This window comes from uncultured Winogradskyella sp., from assembly GCF_947495255.1.
GTDB lineage: Bacteria > Bacteroidota > Bacteroidia > Flavobacteriales > Flavobacteriaceae > Winogradskyella.
In genome coordinates, this window is sequence record NZ_CANLYI010000009.1 from 34,535 (window position 1) to 50,271 (window position 15,737).

At 30.2% G+C, this 15,737-nt stretch carries 17 protein-coding genes; 12 read left to right on the forward strand and 5 right to left on the reverse strand.

Annotated elements, in window-relative coordinates:
- Positions 1 to 127 precede the first annotated feature (127 nt).
- The gene (locus tag Q0807_RS15150) at positions 128 to 1,225 is read left to right on the forward strand and encodes a DUF6544 family protein (RefSeq protein ID WP_299111254.1); all 1,098 of its coding nucleotides are present in this window, start codon (positions 128 to 130) and stop codon (positions 1,223 to 1,225) included.
- A 10-nt stretch (positions 1,226 to 1,235) separates the two neighbouring features.
- Here Q0807_RS15150 and Q0807_RS15155 read toward each other — a convergent pair whose 3' ends face one another.
- Together Q0807_RS15155 and Q0807_RS15160 are read right to left on the reverse strand one after the other, a co-directional pair.
- The gene (locus Q0807_RS15155; RefSeq protein WP_299111256.1) at positions 1,236 to 2,252 is read right to left on the reverse strand and encodes a 2-hydroxyacid dehydrogenase; all 1,017 of its coding nucleotides are present in this window, start codon (positions 2,250 to 2,252) and stop codon (positions 1,236 to 1,238) included.
- 192 nt (positions 2,253 to 2,444) lie between these two features.
- Complete coding sequence (locus Q0807_RS15160; RefSeq protein WP_299111258.1) at positions 2,445 to 2,894, reverse strand: pyridoxamine 5'-phosphate oxidase family protein; 450 nt, start codon at positions 2,892 to 2,894, stop codon at positions 2,445 to 2,447.
- Positions 2,895 to 3,019: 125 nt separating this feature from the next.
- Between Q0807_RS15160 and Q0807_RS15165 the strand changes: the two genes are divergently transcribed.
- From Q0807_RS15165 to Q0807_RS15185, 5 genes are all read left to right on the forward strand, one after another.
- Positions 3,020 to 3,754, forward strand: coding sequence for a TIGR00730 family Rossman fold protein (locus tag Q0807_RS15165; RefSeq protein ID WP_299111260.1), 735 nt, complete (start codon positions 3,020 to 3,022; stop codon positions 3,752 to 3,754).
- Between the two features lie 363 nt (positions 3,755 to 4,117).
- Positions 4,118 to 4,786: a BON domain-containing protein gene (locus tag Q0807_RS15170; protein ID WP_299111262.1), complete on the forward strand. Its 669-nt coding sequence runs from the start codon at positions 4,118 to 4,120 to the stop codon at positions 4,784 to 4,786.
- 114 nt (positions 4,787 to 4,900) lie between these two features.
- A complete protein-coding gene (gene ligD, locus Q0807_RS15175) occupies positions 4,901 to 5,800 on the forward strand; it encodes a non-homologous end-joining DNA ligase (RefSeq protein ID WP_299111264.1) in 900 nt (299 codons plus the stop codon).
- Positions 5,801 to 5,919: 119 nt separating this feature from the next.
- On the forward strand, positions 5,920 to 7,077 hold the full coding sequence (locus Q0807_RS15180) for a hypothetical protein (RefSeq protein WP_299111265.1): 1,158 nt from the start codon (positions 5,920 to 5,922) through the stop codon (positions 7,075 to 7,077).
- A gap of 3 nt (positions 7,078 to 7,080) precedes the next feature.
- A complete protein-coding gene (locus tag Q0807_RS15185) occupies positions 7,081 to 7,758 on the forward strand; it encodes a hypothetical protein (RefSeq protein WP_299111269.1) in 678 nt (225 codons plus the stop codon).
- 133 nt (positions 7,759 to 7,891) lie between these two features.
- Here Q0807_RS15185 and Q0807_RS15190 read toward each other — a convergent pair whose 3' ends face one another.
- Positions 7,892 to 8,101: a dodecin family protein gene (locus Q0807_RS15190; protein WP_299111272.1), complete on the reverse strand. Its 210-nt coding sequence runs from the start codon at positions 8,099 to 8,101 to the stop codon at positions 7,892 to 7,894.
- A gap of 169 nt (positions 8,102 to 8,270) precedes the next feature.
- Between Q0807_RS15190 and ppsA the strand changes: the two genes are divergently transcribed.
- The 3 genes from ppsA to Q0807_RS15205 all read left to right on the forward strand — a co-directional run bounded on the left by ppsA (position 8,271) and on the right by Q0807_RS15205 (position 12,774).
- Entirely contained in the window at positions 8,271 to 10,682 is a 2,412-nt protein-coding gene (gene ppsA / locus Q0807_RS15195; RefSeq protein ID WP_299111274.1) for a phosphoenolpyruvate synthase, read from the forward strand.
- Between the two features lie 192 nt (positions 10,683 to 10,874).
- A complete protein-coding gene (locus Q0807_RS15200) occupies positions 10,875 to 11,324 on the forward strand; it encodes a DUF2267 domain-containing protein (RefSeq protein ID WP_299111276.1) in 450 nt (149 codons plus the stop codon).
- 1,021 nt (positions 11,325 to 12,345) lie between these two features.
- On the forward strand, positions 12,346 to 12,774 hold the full coding sequence (locus Q0807_RS15205; protein ID WP_299111279.1) for a S1C family serine protease: 429 nt from the start codon (positions 12,346 to 12,348) through the stop codon (positions 12,772 to 12,774).
- Positions 12,775 to 12,810: 36 nt separating this feature from the next.
- Here the strand turns inward: Q0807_RS15205 and Q0807_RS15210 are convergent, their stop codons facing one another.
- Entirely contained in the window at positions 12,811 to 13,281 is a 471-nt protein-coding gene (locus Q0807_RS15210) for a hypothetical protein (RefSeq protein ID WP_299111282.1), read from the reverse strand.
- A gap of 213 nt (positions 13,282 to 13,494) precedes the next feature.
- Between Q0807_RS15210 and Q0807_RS15215 the strand changes: the two genes are divergently transcribed.
- The 3 genes from Q0807_RS15215 to Q0807_RS15225 are packed head-to-tail and all read left to right on the forward strand — an operon-like array spanning position 13,495 to position 14,392.
- A complete protein-coding gene (locus tag Q0807_RS15215; RefSeq protein ID WP_299111284.1) occupies positions 13,495 to 13,824 on the forward strand; it encodes a YtxH domain-containing protein in 330 nt (109 codons plus the stop codon).
- Between the two features lie 8 nt (positions 13,825 to 13,832).
- On the forward strand, positions 13,833 to 14,183 hold the full coding sequence (locus tag Q0807_RS15220) for a hypothetical protein (protein ID WP_299111287.1): 351 nt from the start codon (positions 13,833 to 13,835) through the stop codon (positions 14,181 to 14,183).
- On the forward strand, positions 14,180 to 14,392 hold the full coding sequence (locus tag Q0807_RS15225; protein WP_299111290.1) for a DUF6327 family protein: 213 nt from the start codon (positions 14,180 to 14,182) through the stop codon (positions 14,390 to 14,392). The genes Q0807_RS15220 and Q0807_RS15225 overlap by 4 nt, the downstream gene beginning before the upstream one ends.
- A gap of 307 nt (positions 14,393 to 14,699) precedes the next feature.
- On the opposite strand, the gene Q0807_RS15230 is transcribed toward Q0807_RS15225, so the two are convergent.
- Positions 14,700 to 15,731 carry an AI-2E family transporter gene (locus Q0807_RS15230; RefSeq protein WP_299111293.1) on the reverse strand — a complete coding sequence of 344 codons (1,032 nt, stop codon included), beginning with the start codon at positions 15,729 to 15,731 and terminating at the stop codon, positions 14,700 to 14,702.
- Positions 15,732 to 15,737 lie beyond the last annotated feature (6 nt).

Genomic DNA, 15,737 nt, shown 5'->3' on the forward strand with positions numbered 1-15,737 from the left:
TCAGTATTAAAAAGGTTTCTTTTGAGTTAGTAATACTAAAAAAATCTGTTAGTTGTAAAATCTCTCATGTAAATGATTATCAATAATCATTAAATATGACAATTGAAACAATAGTAAATCTAAACAAATGAAATCTGCCTTCAGTTTTATTTTAATAATCCATGGTCTTATTCACTTAATAGGCTATGTGAAAGCTTTTTTTGAAACAGACATCAGTAAACAACTAGTAGGAGTTTCAAAACCTATTGGCTCTATATGGTTAGTCACTTTTATTATGTTTATAGTTGTCTCAATACAAGTTCAAACTGGTAAAAAGTGGTTTTATTTAGGGCTTATTGCTGTCCTAGTATCTCAAATTCTTATTATTCTAGCTTGGAGCGATGCTAAGTTTGGTACCATTATCAATATTGTGATATTACTAGTGAGTATTTCGGCTTTTGCTTCGGATAAATTTGATGCACTAGTTGAAAAAGAATCAAAACAAATACTTCAGAATATAAAAACTAAAAATCTTCCGATAATTTCGGAAAATGATATTGTGCATTTACCGCAGATTGTTCAGAAATGGATTATTAATTCTGGTTCTATAGGCAACCCAATAGTACAATCTGTAAGATTAAAACAAATAGGAAACATGCGAACTAAACCAAATAGCAAATGGATGCCATTTGAAGCTACACAATACTTTAATGTTGAGAATCCTTCATTTGTATGGCAAACAAAAGTTGCTGCATTACCATTAATCAACATACATGGTAGAGACAAATTGAAAGATGGTAAAGGAGAAATGCTTATTAAACTTGCAGGACTTCTTCCTTTGGTAAAAGCATCAGATAATCCTAAAATAGATTCTAGCGCAATGCATAGATATTTGGCTGAAATATGTTGGTTTCCTTCTGCTGCATTAAGCAATTATTTAAGTTGGGAAATCATAAATTTTAATGCTGCTAAAGCAACCTTTACTTATAAAGACCAATCAGTTTCAGGTATCTTTTCTTTTAATGACAAAGGAGATTTAATTACATTTGAGGCAAAACGTTATTATGGTGGTAGTGAAAATTCTAAATTAGAAAAATGGCAAATTACAGTGGAAGCTTATAGGGTCTTTCACCATATAAAAATCCCATATAAATCTAATGTAACTTGGAAATTAAAAGAAGGTGATTTTAATTGGTTAAATTTAGAAGTCGTGGCTATAGATTATAATTCAACAGAAATATATTAAAAGTCTAATTTTATAAAGTTTGTGTTGTGTTATCTATTTTAGTTAATTCATTTTCTGTTTCTTTTCCTGCTTCCCAACAGTCTAAATTATAGATTGTAGTTTCTGCTATATTAGTTAAAGCTTCATCTGTTAAAAAAGCATGATGACCTGTTATTAACACATTGGGTCTGGCATTTAGTGCTAATAATAAATTATCATCAGGAATATTAAGAGAATGATCTCTAAAAAAAATTCCTTTTTCGTTTTCATACACATCCATACCTAAAGCGCCAATTTTTCCATTTTTAATGCCTTCAATAACATCTTTTGCATTAATAACCGCGCCTCTAGCAGTATTTATAATGACAACCCCTTGTTTCATTTCAGAAATTAAATCTTCATTTATAAGTTGATGAGTTTCTCTATTTAAAGGCACATGTATAGATATAATATCTGCTAGTTCGCATAATTTTTTAAGCGTTGTATAACGCAAATTATAATTAGTAACTAATTCCACATTTTGCTTAATATCATAACCCAAAATATGACAACCAAATCCATGCATTATTTTGGTCATTACAGCTCCAATTTTTCCGGTGCCAATAATACCAACTGTTTTAGTATTTAAATCAAAACCAACGAGATTATTGATATTAAAATTAAAGTGTTTTACCCTTCGATTAGATTCAATTAATTTTCTATTTACTGCTAATAATAAACCTGCAGCATGTTCTGCAATTGCATAAGGCGAATATTCAGGTACATTTGCTACTCTAATGTCTAACCTAGTTGCTGATTTTATATTTACATTATCAAAACCAACAGACCGAAGTGCTATATATTTCACACCAAAATCTCTAAGTTTTTCGATGGTATTAAAACATGCTTCATCTGCTGAGAATATAGATATGGCGTCATAACCTATAACCTTCATAGCTGTTTGGGATGATAAAGCTTCTTTAACAAAAACGAATTTATGCTTTCCCCTATTTGCTTGTTCTAAATAAGGAATTTCAAAATCTTTGGCACTAAATATAAGTACTTTCATCTGTTTATATGTATTATTCTCTATCTCAACAGTTATTATGATTAAAATACCGTTCACTACTAACGAACTCATATATACAATAATGCTCTACAAGCTCGCTTCATATTAAATTACGGATTTGAGTAAATTTAAAATCTAATTAATAATCTATTAAACAAAATATTAACCTTTATTCAAATAAGAATTTGTTAATTACGTTTTTTCGTACCGTCCTGTTTTCTTGGTTAGTTCAATTCTATACACAACACCTTTCATAGCTTCAATAGTTTTTTGGTGTGAGTCACTCATAGGATGACTAATTGTGGTTTCACCAGTCATTAATGGCATTACTACATTCATTAATATTTTAAGGCCTTCTTTACGTTGCTCTGGTGATTTTAATTCTTCAAATTTCCCCCAAGCAATAACGCTTCTCCAATTGCTCATATTCTCCATCACATCAACTTCAAAACAAACCATAGGATTTTTTCGCATCATGCTAATCTTTAAGCCTTCTTTGGTGTGACCATAAATATATTTTCCGTCGTAAGCATAAGTTACAGGTACTACATAAGTTCTATCATCCGCATGGCAACCTATTCTACCGATAATTAAACTCTGCAATACGTGTTCAATTTGTTTATTATTTAAATAGCCTAACATGTTTTCTTTTATGAATTAATTACACCTATATAACAAAGTAAGCTCAAAAAAACTACTTCTGAAATGACCAATATCAGTTGAAGATTAAGGAACGCTTCCTATTTTTAAAAAACCATATATTAATTATGAAACATAATAATCGTGAAGCAAAATTTCTAGGTGGCAAAAGAAATCGTATTAAAGAATTAATTAGCTTGCTTTCTATAGTATCCGAGTTTATTCATGGCTTTAGGAAACTCCATTTTCTAGAACCATGCATAACCATTTTTGGCTCTGCAAGGTTTGAAGAGAATAATTTATATTACCAACAAGCTAGAGCACTTGCACAACTTATTGCTAAAAAAGGATTCACGGTTATGACTGGTGGTGGACCTGGTATTATGGAAGCTGCTAACCGTGGTGCAAAAGACGTTTTTGGGATGTCTATTGGTTGTAATATTGAATTACCAAAAGAACAGCATCCCAATTCATATCTTGATTTTAATATTACCATGAATCATTTTTATGTTAGAAAAGTACTACTACTAAAATACTCATATGCATTTGTTGTGTTTCCTGGTGGTTTTGGCACTATGGACGAACTTTTTGAAACACTAACACTGCTTCAAAACAAAAAAATATCCAATTTCCCAGTAGTACTATTTGGTAAAGATTATTGGTCTAAATTATTAGAACAAATAAAAGTAATGCAAATGCTAGGAACCATTTCAGTAAACGATTTAGATTTGTTTTTGGTTACAGATTCTGTTTCAGAAGGTATGAATTATATCAATATAAAATTAGAAAGTAAATATGGTGCTCCGCTTAAAATTAAGACATCTAAAAGCAGATGGTGGTATGGAGAAAAAAGGAATTTATAACAACTAAATCTAATTCCTAAAATAATGTACTTTTTCAATTAAAGCGCAAATTCTCTATTCAGGGAATGGAAAAAAGTAGTTTTTTTGTTATTGTTTTTTTACATGCTGTTAGCAAATGCTCATTCTTTTTATAGTTATAATGTATTTCTAAAAGTTGTTTTTAACGTATATACTTTAAATAAAAGTATCAAGACGCAATGCTATAACAACAAAAAATTACAAAGTCAAAAAAACAAAAATGTTAAAATCACACAGACTGATCTAGATCATTCTCAACCACTTACAATCTAAATACATTTGTATCACAAGATCAATCTTATTGTAAAAATGGGATTAGTTAATGTTTAATTAAAATCTTAAAAAATGAAAACAGATTTAGAAATTAAAGACGATGTATTAGACGAATTAGCGTGGCAACCTAATATCGATGAAACTCAGATAGGAGTCATTGTCGAAAATGGAGTAGTAACACTTAGCGGTGTAGTTAATAATTACTCTAAAAAACTAGCTGCAGAAAAAGCTGCAAAAAGTGTTGAAGGAGTAAAAGCTGTCGCTCTTGATATAGAGGTTAAGTATGGCACTGATTTTAAGAAAACCGACAAAGAGATAGCCAAAGCTATTGTCGATGCTTTTGAATGGAATTCTTCAGTTCCTGAAGACGATATTACAGTAAAAGTTGAAAATGGTTGGGCCTATTTATCAGGTGAAGTACTATGGTCTTACCAAAAAAATGCTGCAAAAAATGCTATTAAGAATTTATTAGGAGTAAAGGGTGTGAGTAATTCTATCTCATTAAAAAATAATATTAAACCCTCAGAAGTCAAAGATAAAATCAAAAAAGCATTTCAACGAATGGCAACTCTAGATGCAGATAGCATTATTCTAGAAACTCATGGTCATACGGTGACTTTACGTGGAAAAGTACATTCTATTAAAGAAAAAGAAGATGCTGAAACTGCTGCTTATAATGCACCTGGTGTTTATGATGTTAAAAATAAACTTAAAGTACAATATTATACAGAGTATGCATAGACTAGACACACTATTGTATGAGTTTATTTTATCAAAACAACCTTGATTTTAACTCATAAATCAAGGTTGTTTTAATATCTAGAACAATACATAATTAACATAAAATATATTCTGATGAACATTAACACTCAAGAAATAAAAATCACGCATAAAGAGAAGGCGTTATTTCCAGAATCCGGAATCACAAAAAATAACTTGATTCTATATTATGATAGAATTGCAAATTATATACTTCCATATTTAAAAGACCGTCCCTTAACCATGCAACGATTCCCTAAAGGTATAGGTGAAGAAGGCTTTTTTCAAAAAAATGCTCCAGATTATTTTCCAAAATGGATTCCAACTGTAAAAATCAAAAAATTGGATGGTTGGGTTAATCATGTGGTCTGTAATTCTAAAGAGACTTTGCTTTATCTTATAAATCAAAATGTATTAACCTTTCATGTTACTTTAAGTAAAGTTGAAAAAATAAATCATCCAGATAAATTAGTTTTTGATTTAGATCCGCCGAAAGGAAATTTTAAATTAGCTGTTAAAGTTGCAAAAGCATTACGTTTTCTTTTAGAAGAAAAGTTAGAGCTAAATACTTATGTAATGACCTCTGGTTCTGAAGGCTTACATATAGCAGTACCATTAAAAACGAATCAAAATTTTGATGTAATACATAATTTCACAAAAACCGTAGCAAATTATATTTGTAACAATAACCCAACAGAATTTACGACTGCAATTAGAAAAAACAAACGCGAAGGCAGACTATACATTGATTTTCTTAGAAATTCTTATGCACAAACTAGTGTTGTTCCATATTCAATTAGGGCTATAGAAAATGCACCTGTAGCGACACCTTTACATTGGAATGAATTAAATGACGCCTCACTAAATGCCCAATATTATACTATGGATACTATTTTTAAACGATTAGAAACAATAGACGATCCTTGGAAAAATTTTGAGCAAAATGCTAATTCAATTGATAAAGCAATAAATACAATAGAAACACTTATTAATTAATGTTTTTAAACAACATTAATAATACAGCGCTACTGATGTGGGTCATTTTATAAGTTTTGCTATTTTACGACTTTAGTAAACAAGTTAATACAAATTTGGTTCATTAAATCCGAAATATCATGACTTTACTATCTAAAAAAGAATTAGCCAACTTACATCATATCCATCAAGAAAATTGTATTTCAATTTTTATACCTACACACAGATTAGGAAAAGAAGTACTACAAGAGGAGGATTCTTTATCCTTAAAAATACAGTTACAACTTGTAAAAAAAAAATTAGCAAAAAAAGGAATTCATAAAACCACTATTGATACTATTACGGCACCAGTTCAGGAATTAATAGATGACAATTTATTTTGGAGGCAACAATCCGATGGTTTAGCTATTTATATAGCCGAAAATTATTTTCAAAAATATACACTCCCTATTCATTTTGAAGCCTATAATTATATCTCAAATTCATTTTACCTAAAACCTTTGATGCCACTTTTTGTTGATGATGGTCATTTTTATTTAATGACATTAGAATTAGGCAAGGTTAAATTATATGAATGTACTCAACATAGTATTACCGAAATTATTATCGATGATTTAATACCTAAAAATCAACAAGACATTATTGGTTATGATTACGAAGAAAAAAATCTCCAATTTAGAACACTGCAAGCTGGTAGAGGACAAGCAATTTTCCATGGGCAAGAAGCTGCTACAGGAAAAAGAAAAAATGAAATCAAAACATATTTTAGAGCTATTAATGATGGTCTTAAACCAATCTTAAAAGATGAAAACATCCCCTTAGTTGTAGCATCTCAAGACTATCTTTTTGATATTTACAAAAGCGTAAATACATACTCAAATTTCTCTAACAAAAACATCAATAATCATCTTAAAGCCAAAGATATTTTAGATGTACATGATATAGCTTGGGAAACTATATCCCCTACTTTTGACCAAGAAAGAAAAGATAAAATAACACGTTTCTTAGAAGCACAAGGCACAGGAAAAACAGCTATTGAAATAGAAATAATATTACCTAGTGCTTTTGAAGGAAAAGTTGATACATTATTCTGTGAAAATTTAGAAGATATTTTTGGGATATATAAATTAGAAAACGACATCATAACTATTACCGAAACTGAAGAAAATGATACAACGATCTCATTGATGAATCTGGCAGCCATAAAAACATTTTTAAATGGTGGTTCTGTTTATTTGATAGACAAAGAAGAGATGCCAAATCCAAATTCAAAAATCAATGCGCTATTTAGATATTAAAAAATGAAGCATTATAAATTTATAATATTTGCAGTATGCTTAACCTTATTTTGGTCTTGTGAGCCTCCTGTGGTTTTTTATAAACCTCAGCCTGAAGGCATTGCTACCTTAACATCAATTCCTAAACATTTTCAAGGCATTTATTGGTGTGAAAATGACAGTGTAAGTTTGCGCATTGATAAAAACCTTATTTATAAAAGTAAACTATTTGATGTAACATTTACGCAACAAGAAATAGAAGCTACAGAAGATATTAAAATAGAGAACGAACAATTAGTTATAAAGGACGTAAATGAATCTTTCCCTGCCATCGAAAAAAATGGAATTATTTATTCTACAATAAATCTGAAAGACACACTTTTTTCAAATCGTATTTCCAAACATGTTTTAAAACAGTTTAAAGGGCATTTAATTCTGAATAATCAAATAAAGGATAATCATTGGGAAGTGAAAATTATGAGCTTAAAACCAGAAGGCTCTCTTATCATTTCAAAAGTAAATTATCCAGAAAACCTTGCAGCACTAGAAACCATTACTACTGTAAAAATAATTGAAAAAAGAGAAAGAGAACAGATTTTGGTTACGCCAACAAAGGCTGAGTTTAACCAGATATTGGATAAAAAATTAATTTTTATTGACAATTGTCAGGAGTTTAGGCCCATTATCCTATTGAAAAAATAGATGCAGATTATTTGTAGCATTTCACCTTAGATATTATATCTAATAAAATAATAAAAGAAGAGATTCCTAAAAGCAAAGACCCTCAATCTTTTCCGCGCTTTCAGGAATCCTCTTCAACCCTAACTAATACTAATTATTCTGTATCCATTATTCCAAAACACACTTTAGTAGTTACCCGATATTGAACAACGGCATTATTTTTAACAGTGGCTTGCATATCTTTTACATAAACAGATTTAATATTCTTTACGCTTTGTGAGGCTTCTTTAACAACATTTTTAACCGCATCATCAAAGCTCACTGTCGAGTTCCCTAAGACTTCTATTACTTTTAATACTGACATAACTTATGTTTTTTTATTGTTAATACTGCCACGAAAATAATTTGAGGTTCACTATCTAGAAATGACCCAGGTCAATTGCACTAATTTTTTATTTCATTATATAATGACGAGGGTCATTTCAGAAAAGAGATACTCTAACTAATTTTAGTTATATATAAATCGAATAGCAATGAAAGCTCTTATTAAAAAATTCAGTGAAATTGGAATAAAAGATGTTGCTACTGTAGGAGGTAAAAATGCGTCATTAGGCGAAATGTATAATAGGTTAACTTCAAAAGGTGTTACCGTACCTAATGGCTTTGCTACTACATCATATGCATTTTGGGAGTTTTTAAAAGATAATAAAATTGAAACACCTCTAAAACAACTGCTAACAAAGCTTAATAGAAAAGACTATTCCAACCTAGAAACTATTGGAAAACAGGCACGAGAACATATCCTAAGTGGTAGTTTTTCATCTGCATTTTCCAAAGACATAAAGAAATCTTATACCAGTTTATGTGGCAAGGACTTAAAAGAAGTCGCGGTAAGAAGTAGCGCCACAGCAGAAGATCTTCCAGATGCTAGCTTTGCAGGACAACACGAAACGTATTTAAATATTAAAGGCGAGAATCAATTATTAGAAGCTGTAAAAAAATGTTTTGCTTCCTTATATACCAATCGAGCCATAAAATACCGTGAAGACAAAGGTTTTAAACATGATACTATTGCTTTATCTGTTGGAGTTCAGCTTATGGTGCGATCAGACAAAGGCTGTTCTGGCGTAGGTTTCACCATCGAACCAGAATCTGGTTTTGAGAATATTATTGTATTATCTGGTGTTTGGGGATTGGGAGAAAACATTGTACAGGGTACTGTAAATTCGGATGAGTTTTATGTCTTTAAACCAAGTTTGGAGCAAGGTAAATATCCTATTATTCAAAAAAAATTAGGTGACAAAAAATTAACCATGATCTATGCAAATAAACAGCAAGAGAAAACGATAGTCAATTCAGAAACACCTAAAAATAAACAACAACAATTTGTATTGACCGATGGTGAAATTATAAAACTTGCAAATTGGGCAAAACTGATAGAAGATCATTACCAAAAACCCATGGATATAGAATGGGCAAAAGATGGCATTACAAATCAGTTATTTATTACTCAAGCGCGACCAGAAACTGTACACCAAAAACGAAATAAAAATAGTCTTATTGAATACAAACTCTTAGAAAAAGGTACAATTCTATCACAAGGAAATGCAGTTGGTTCTAAAATTAAAGTTGGAAAAGCATGCTTTTTAAAATCCCCTAAAAACGTAGGTTCTTTGGCTCCAAATACAATAATAATTACTGACACTATTACACCAGATTGGGATCCTCTACTAAAGCAAGTCGCTGGTATTGTTACCAATAAAGGCGGTAGAACTAGTCACGCAGCCATCGTTGCACGAGAGTTAGGTGTACCTGCCATTGTTGGCTGTGGAGATGCCACACAAACTATTATAGACGGCACTCTAATTACTATATCCTGTGCTCAGGGAAAAACGGGATATATTTATAAGGGAGAACTATCATTTGAAGAAAAAGAGATAGATTTTCAAAACATCAAAATGCCAAAAACAGAGGTAAAGATGATTCTTGCTGATCCTGAAAATGCCTTTCCCCTATCCTTTTATCCTAACGATGGGGTGGGATTATTACGAATGGAGTTCATCATAACCCATAATGTCAAGATTCATCCTATGGCATTAGTAAAATTTGATCAACTAACAGATATCTCGTTAAAAAAAGAAATTACAAAAATCACTGAGATTTATAAAGACAAAAAAGAATATTTCGTAGATAAACTATCACAAGGAATCGCAACCATTGCAGCTGCTTTTTATCCAAAAGAAGTGATTGTGCGCTTAAGTGATTTTAAAACTAATGAATATGCCAATTTAATAGGAGGAAAAGATTTTGAACCTCATGAAGAAAACCCCATGTTAGGCTTTAGAGGCGCTTCTCGTTATTATAGTGATTTATATAAATCAGGTTTTGCATTAGAATGTGAAGCTATTAAAAAAGTAAGAGAACAAATGGGACTCACAAATTTAAAAGTAATGATTCCGTTTTGCAGAACTTTAGATGAAGGTAAAAAAGTAGTAGCTACAATGGCCGAAAATGGGTTGAAGCAAGGTGAAAATGGGTTGGAAATATATACCATGATTGAAATTCCGAGCAATGTAATTTTAGCAGAAAAATTCGCTGAGATATTTGATGGTTTTTCTATTGGTTCAAACGACCTAACACAACTTACATTAGGTATTGATAGAGATTCAGAATTAATGGGAAAACTATTTGATGAAAACGATGAGGCGGCAAAACAGATGATTAAAATGGCCATACAATCGGCTAGAAAAACCCAGACTAAAATAGGATTATGCGGACAAGCACCAAGTGACTTCCCTGAATTTGCGGCTTTTTTAGTTAATGAAAGTATTAATAGCATTTCATTTAATCCAGATGCATTATTACAAGGTATTGAGAATATTAATAAAGCAGAAAAAAGTTTGAAAATTTATAAACAAGCCAATGACTATATTTTTTTTGAATAACAACTTAACTATTAATAAATAAAATATTTAGCCTTAATTAGTATAAGTTTCATTGAATGTAACTCAATTTTAAAAAACATAAAAAAATTACTATCAGTCAATTTTTAAAACCAATTTTTGATAGCTATTTTAGTTTAAAAAAGCTTAAGAAGAGGCTAATAAAAAGATAAGTTTAATCTAAAAACAGATACTATGTCACTAAATTTTAATCAATACGCAGCAGAAGGAAATACGTTTCTCAAAGAATATTCAAAAGAACTATGCCTCTCTGAAGATCCAGAAAGAGCTGGTCGTGTACTTAGTTCTATTTTACACGGCTTGCGTTCTATAATTTCAGTTGAAGAATCCTTACAACTTGTGGCCCAATTTCCTATGTTTTTAAAAGCAGTTTATGTAAATGGATGGTCAATTAAAACAAATAAAAAAAGAGTAAAAGATGTGGAAGGTTTTATAGATCTCATTAGGTCGTTTGATGGCAAAACATCTTTGTATGATTTTGAGTCAGATGAAATCGCCGAAGATTATATATACTCAACATTCTTGGTTTTAAGAAGATATGTCTCCAGTGGCGAGTTGGATGATATAAGAGGTGAATTACCAAAACGATTAAAAGGTCTTATTTTCAACCACATATTCATTTAGTATCAATGAAACAATTCATCTTGATAAACCTAAAGCCTTTGAAAATGAATATAAAGTAAATAATCTATAGAGCAAATTTGAAAATAAATTAAAAAAAAATGCTCTAACTGACTTGGGTCAGTTCATAATCTTACAAGCAGTTGTAAATTAGCAGTATAATTATTAAAACAGTTCTTTGAAAATATAAAAACATAGGTTATTGATGTAGTAATGCAACAATGACCTAAGGTGAAAAACTGTTCTTGAAAGCTTTAAGCTTATTGTGTTGCCTTTGTAATGAAGTGTATGCAATATCGAATTAAGACTGTAAAGAACATTTTTTACCAGTAATCTGGGACATTTAGTTGTCCCAGATTATTTAAAACATTGGTTGTCAACTACTGTAAAGTAAGTGCAACCAGTTTGAAATGATTTAATTTATTTTACTAAAATTGGTCTTTTAAAAAATCCAGAAATGGGAGGTTTGATTGGTTGGTTAGACGTACAGATAAAATGAATCGTCTCAACAGGAAACTGGAAGTTTAGACTTCCAGTTTCTATTTTAAAAAATATTACTCAGGCTGACTTGGGTCAGTTCGCAATCTTACAAGTCGTTGTAAATTAGCAGTATAATTAATAAGATAGTTCTTTGAAAATATAAAAATATAGGGTCTTGGTGTAGCAATACAACAATGGCCTTAGGTGCAAAACTGTACTTGAAAGCTTTAAACGTATTGTGTTGACTTTGTAAAGAAGTGTATGCAATATCAGAGTAAGACTGTAAAGAACATTTTCACCAGTAATCTGGGACATTTAGTTGTCCCAGATTATTTTAAGTATTGGTTATTAAATACCATAGAACAACTATAACCTATATGGAGCGATTGAAATTGTTTATTACTAAAACTAATGTATTCTAATGTTAGAAAAAGAGTATTTTAGTGTAGGTATAAATAAAAATAGTCACTTCATTAGAAAACGGGAAGCCTTGGCTTCCCGTTTTTGATTTAGAACATATTCTAAATGTATCAAACTAATAAAAATGAATAAACTATGTCTTTCTATATTACTCTTATTTACTGTTAATTTAAATTCACAAAATCTTTCCGAACTTTATAATGACGTAAAGTCGTCTGTAGTAGTCATCAATATTATTACTGTAGAATCAAGAAAAGTTAATGATGATTTAAATTTACTAGCAAAAGCCACTCAAGGATCCGGTGTTTTAATATCTGAAGATGGTCTAATTTGGACCGCAGCCCATGTGGTGCAATCTGCTGAATTAGTTCAGGTAGAATTTTTAGATGGTGAACTTTTTGAAGCTGATGTTTTGTCATCAAACCCATTAGCGGATGTTGCATTAATCAAAATTAAAGGTGAATTTCACTTAAAGAACAAAAAAGGCGATAGTCTTTCTATGACTATTTTAAGGCAAGGAAAAATAATTAGCCTAGAATTTATCAAGGAATAAATTGAATTTGTTTACGTTTTAAAATCATTTTCAACATTAAAGAAAATTCAATTCACTTTTGTCTCCTCTTAAAATTAACAAATAACAACCGCTATTCAACATTTTTAAAGACATTGTTGCTTGTGCTTCACTACCACCAATTCCTCTAAAAATTCCGTAAGAACCAGAAGATAATGTCGCTAAAGATTTCCCGTTTATTTTATGAAGAAATATTGTCATTAAATATCCTACAATAAATACAAATCCGCTTTCTGGATTATAATAAGAACCAAAATTTACAGTCTTACCCATTAAATCCTGCCAATATAACTTAATAATACTATTATCCATTGAATACATAATATCTTTATCTATACAATATTGGTTCACTTTTCCTAAAATAGAAAGATGAAAAAGATTGGTATTTGCTTCTTTTAAATCTTTCAAAGCATTTTCTAATTGCCGTAAATCTTTATAGGCTTTAAAAGATACTTGTTTTTGCTCTGTGTTGAAGTTATTTGACATCATTATTTTAATATAGTTGGTATAATACCTAACAAAACTAAGTTAAGTCCTTTAAGGCTTATTGTAAATGATGTAGGTCAATCAAAAAAAACAAACCCAATTTGATATGTTAAAACCGTAAATAAAACTTTAACAACTGATCTGTATCATTTTAGAAAAGGCAATCGCTAATTATCTTTATAGTATATAAATAATAACAACTTAAATAATTACACCATGGAAAATAATAATGGAAATCTATTTATATCCTTTTTAACTGGCGCAGCCATTGGTGCGGGTCTAGGTATTCTATTTGCACCATTTAAAGGTAGCGAAACTAGAGAAAAAATAAAACATACAGTAGCAGATACCACACACGATATTTCTGATCGTTTAAAACAAGCTAAAGACGAACTTACTAAAACTGCTCATGAAAAAAAGGAAGCTTTTGATAAAAAATTAGATGAGACTGTTTCTAACATGAGTTATAAAGCAGAAGATCTAATTACTTCCTTAGAGGCTAAACTTGAAGATCTTAAGAAGAAAAATGCACAACTGCATAAATAAAGACTTATATGGCTTTTGATCAATTTAAAGAAACTATTAAAGAAGTAGATGTAGATGCACGTAGTTATTTAAAATATAGCGAATCGTATCTAGAACTAAAAGTATTTAAAATACTTATGAGGTTAGTAACTAGTTTTTTTCAAACTGCATTAGTAGGATCACTCTTGTTACTAGCCTTATTTGTTTTATCTATTGCAATAGCTTATGTCATAGGACAAACGCTGGAAAGCACCTGGCTAGGGTTTGTAATTGTAAGCGTGTTCTTAATGCTTTTAGCTCTACTCTCTTATAAATTTCGGAAAAAACTAAACAAACCAATAATCAGGTTTTTCTCTTCACATTATTTTAATAAATTATGATACACAAATACTACAATTCTTTTGAAGAAATTGACACACATCTCAACATACTAAAACTACAAAAGTCCATAGAAAAAGAGCTGTTGGTTTATAATTACCATAAAGTGAAATATTTGCTTTATCCAAAACATATTGCATTAGAAATTGGTGACATTCTTCAAGATAAGATTATCAAGATACTTCTAAATCGCTATTATTGGATATTTTGACTAATACCTACTGAGATTTAATATAAGTGTATAGCATAATAACCTGTAGATTATAGCTTTAGTTTACAAAACAAAAGTTCTAGGCATAAATTTCTTAAAACATAATTAAATTTTGCTGTTTAATTGGTAGATTAATATTCCAAAATTTTTCAGAAGTAAAAACAAAATACACTTACCACATTGTCTTAAATCTATTTAACGGCATAACATTAGCGTTTGCATTATGGGTACTTATGCTTGACGATTATTGGAATCCAAAAGACTATCGATTTTTTTAGAATGAATTTACTATAATTAATTCTCATCATTAAACGTCAGTGCTATATTCCGATAACTTTCCATATTCAGCCATATAAATCTTAATCAATCCTAAAAAGACACTTACTAACAGAGGACCAAAAATCACTCCAATAAACCCAAATAAAGGAATACCTACAAGTACTCCAAAAAGCGTAATCAATGGATGTACATCATCTAGTTTTTTGAGAATATATAACCTTAAAAGGTTATCTGTAGCACCAACGACTACAGTACCATAAGTTAAAATTCCCCAAGCCTGAAAAGAATTACCATAAGATAAAGCAAGTAAAAATACGGGTACAATTCCTATCGATATACCAACAAAAGGAATTAGCGAACCAATAGTTGTAATTGCAAACCAAAATAGCGCATCTTCAATACCAAAAATCACAAACCCAATAAGCGCAATAAAACCCTGTGCCAAAGCAACTAAAGGAATACCAATAGCATTAGATTTTACCATGGATTGTACTTCGCTACTAATTTCATCAATATTCTTAGAACTCATAGGAATAAAATCAGTAAAAGCCACCCTTAGTTTTTTAAAGTTAATTAGCATAAAATAAAGCATAAAGTACATAATACTGATAGCTATAAATAGATTTAAAGTACCGCCTGCCATATTTTGTATACGCTCTGTTAAAAAAGTGGTAACTGCTTGTGTATCGATCTGAGAATTAATGTCTATTCCTATTTCAGTTTCTAGATTTCCGATCAAATCTTTAAGAGCAATTATTACTTTTTCGCTATTACGAGTTATTTCAGAAATTTTATTACCTAACAATAATCCAAAACCAATAAGAGGAATTAGAATAACAAAAAAAGAACCTATCATTAATGTCGCAGCAGCTAGTGCGGGTTTCCAGCGGTAATGAAACACTAATTTTTTCATTATGCTTTTTAATAAAATGTAAAATGTAATCGCGCCTAAAACACCTGTTAAATAAGGAAATATTTCGTAAAAAATTAAACTACCAGTAAATATAATTAATAGTAACACAAAAATTTGACGGATTATTTTAGGCTCAATATGTGTCATAAAATG

Bases quoted from the DNA above. Each gene is read 5' to 3' on its own strand.
- Q0807_RS15150 (WP_299111254.1), top strand. From the start codon at position 128: ATGAAATCTGCCTTCAGTTTTATTTTAATAATCCATGGTCTTATTCAC.
- Q0807_RS15155 (WP_299111256.1), bottom strand. From the start codon at position 2,252: ATGAAAGTACTTATATTTAGTGCCAAAGATTTTGAAATTCCTTATTTA.
- Q0807_RS15160 (WP_299111258.1), bottom strand. From the start codon at position 2,894: ATGTTAGGCTATTTAAATAATAAACAAATTGAACACGTATTGCAGAGT.
- Q0807_RS15165 (WP_299111260.1), top strand. From the start codon at position 3,020: ATGAAACATAATAATCGTGAAGCAAAATTTCTAGGTGGCAAAAGAAAT.
- Q0807_RS15170 (WP_299111262.1), top strand. From the start codon at position 4,118: ATGAAAACAGATTTAGAAATTAAAGACGATGTATTAGACGAATTAGCG.
- ligD (WP_299111264.1), top strand. From the start codon at position 4,901: ATGAACATTAACACTCAAGAAATAAAAATCACGCATAAAGAGAAGGCG.
- Q0807_RS15180 (WP_299111265.1), top strand. From the start codon at position 5,920: ATGACTTTACTATCTAAAAAAGAATTAGCCAACTTACATCATATCCAT.
- Q0807_RS15185 (WP_299111269.1), top strand. From the start codon at position 7,081: ATGAAGCATTATAAATTTATAATATTTGCAGTATGCTTAACCTTATTT.
- Q0807_RS15190 (WP_299111272.1), bottom strand. From the start codon at position 8,101: ATGTCAGTATTAAAAGTAATAGAAGTCTTAGGGAACTCGACAGTGAGC.
- ppsA (WP_299111274.1), top strand. From the start codon at position 8,271: ATGAAAGCTCTTATTAAAAAATTCAGTGAAATTGGAATAAAAGATGTT.
- Q0807_RS15200 (WP_299111276.1), top strand. From the start codon at position 10,875: ATGTCACTAAATTTTAATCAATACGCAGCAGAAGGAAATACGTTTCTC.
- Q0807_RS15205 (WP_299111279.1), top strand. From the start codon at position 12,346: ATGAATAAACTATGTCTTTCTATATTACTCTTATTTACTGTTAATTTA.
- Q0807_RS15210 (WP_299111282.1), bottom strand. From the start codon at position 13,281: ATGATGTCAAATAACTTCAACACAGAGCAAAAACAAGTATCTTTTAAA.
- Q0807_RS15215 (WP_299111284.1), top strand. From the start codon at position 13,495: ATGGAAAATAATAATGGAAATCTATTTATATCCTTTTTAACTGGCGCA.
- Q0807_RS15220 (WP_299111287.1), top strand. From the start codon at position 13,833: ATGGCTTTTGATCAATTTAAAGAAACTATTAAAGAAGTAGATGTAGAT.
- Q0807_RS15225 (WP_299111290.1), top strand. From the start codon at position 14,180: ATGATACACAAATACTACAATTCTTTTGAAGAAATTGACACACATCTC.
- Q0807_RS15230 (WP_299111293.1), bottom strand. From the start codon at position 15,731: ATGACACATATTGAGCCTAAAATAATCCGTCAAATTTTTGTGTTACTA.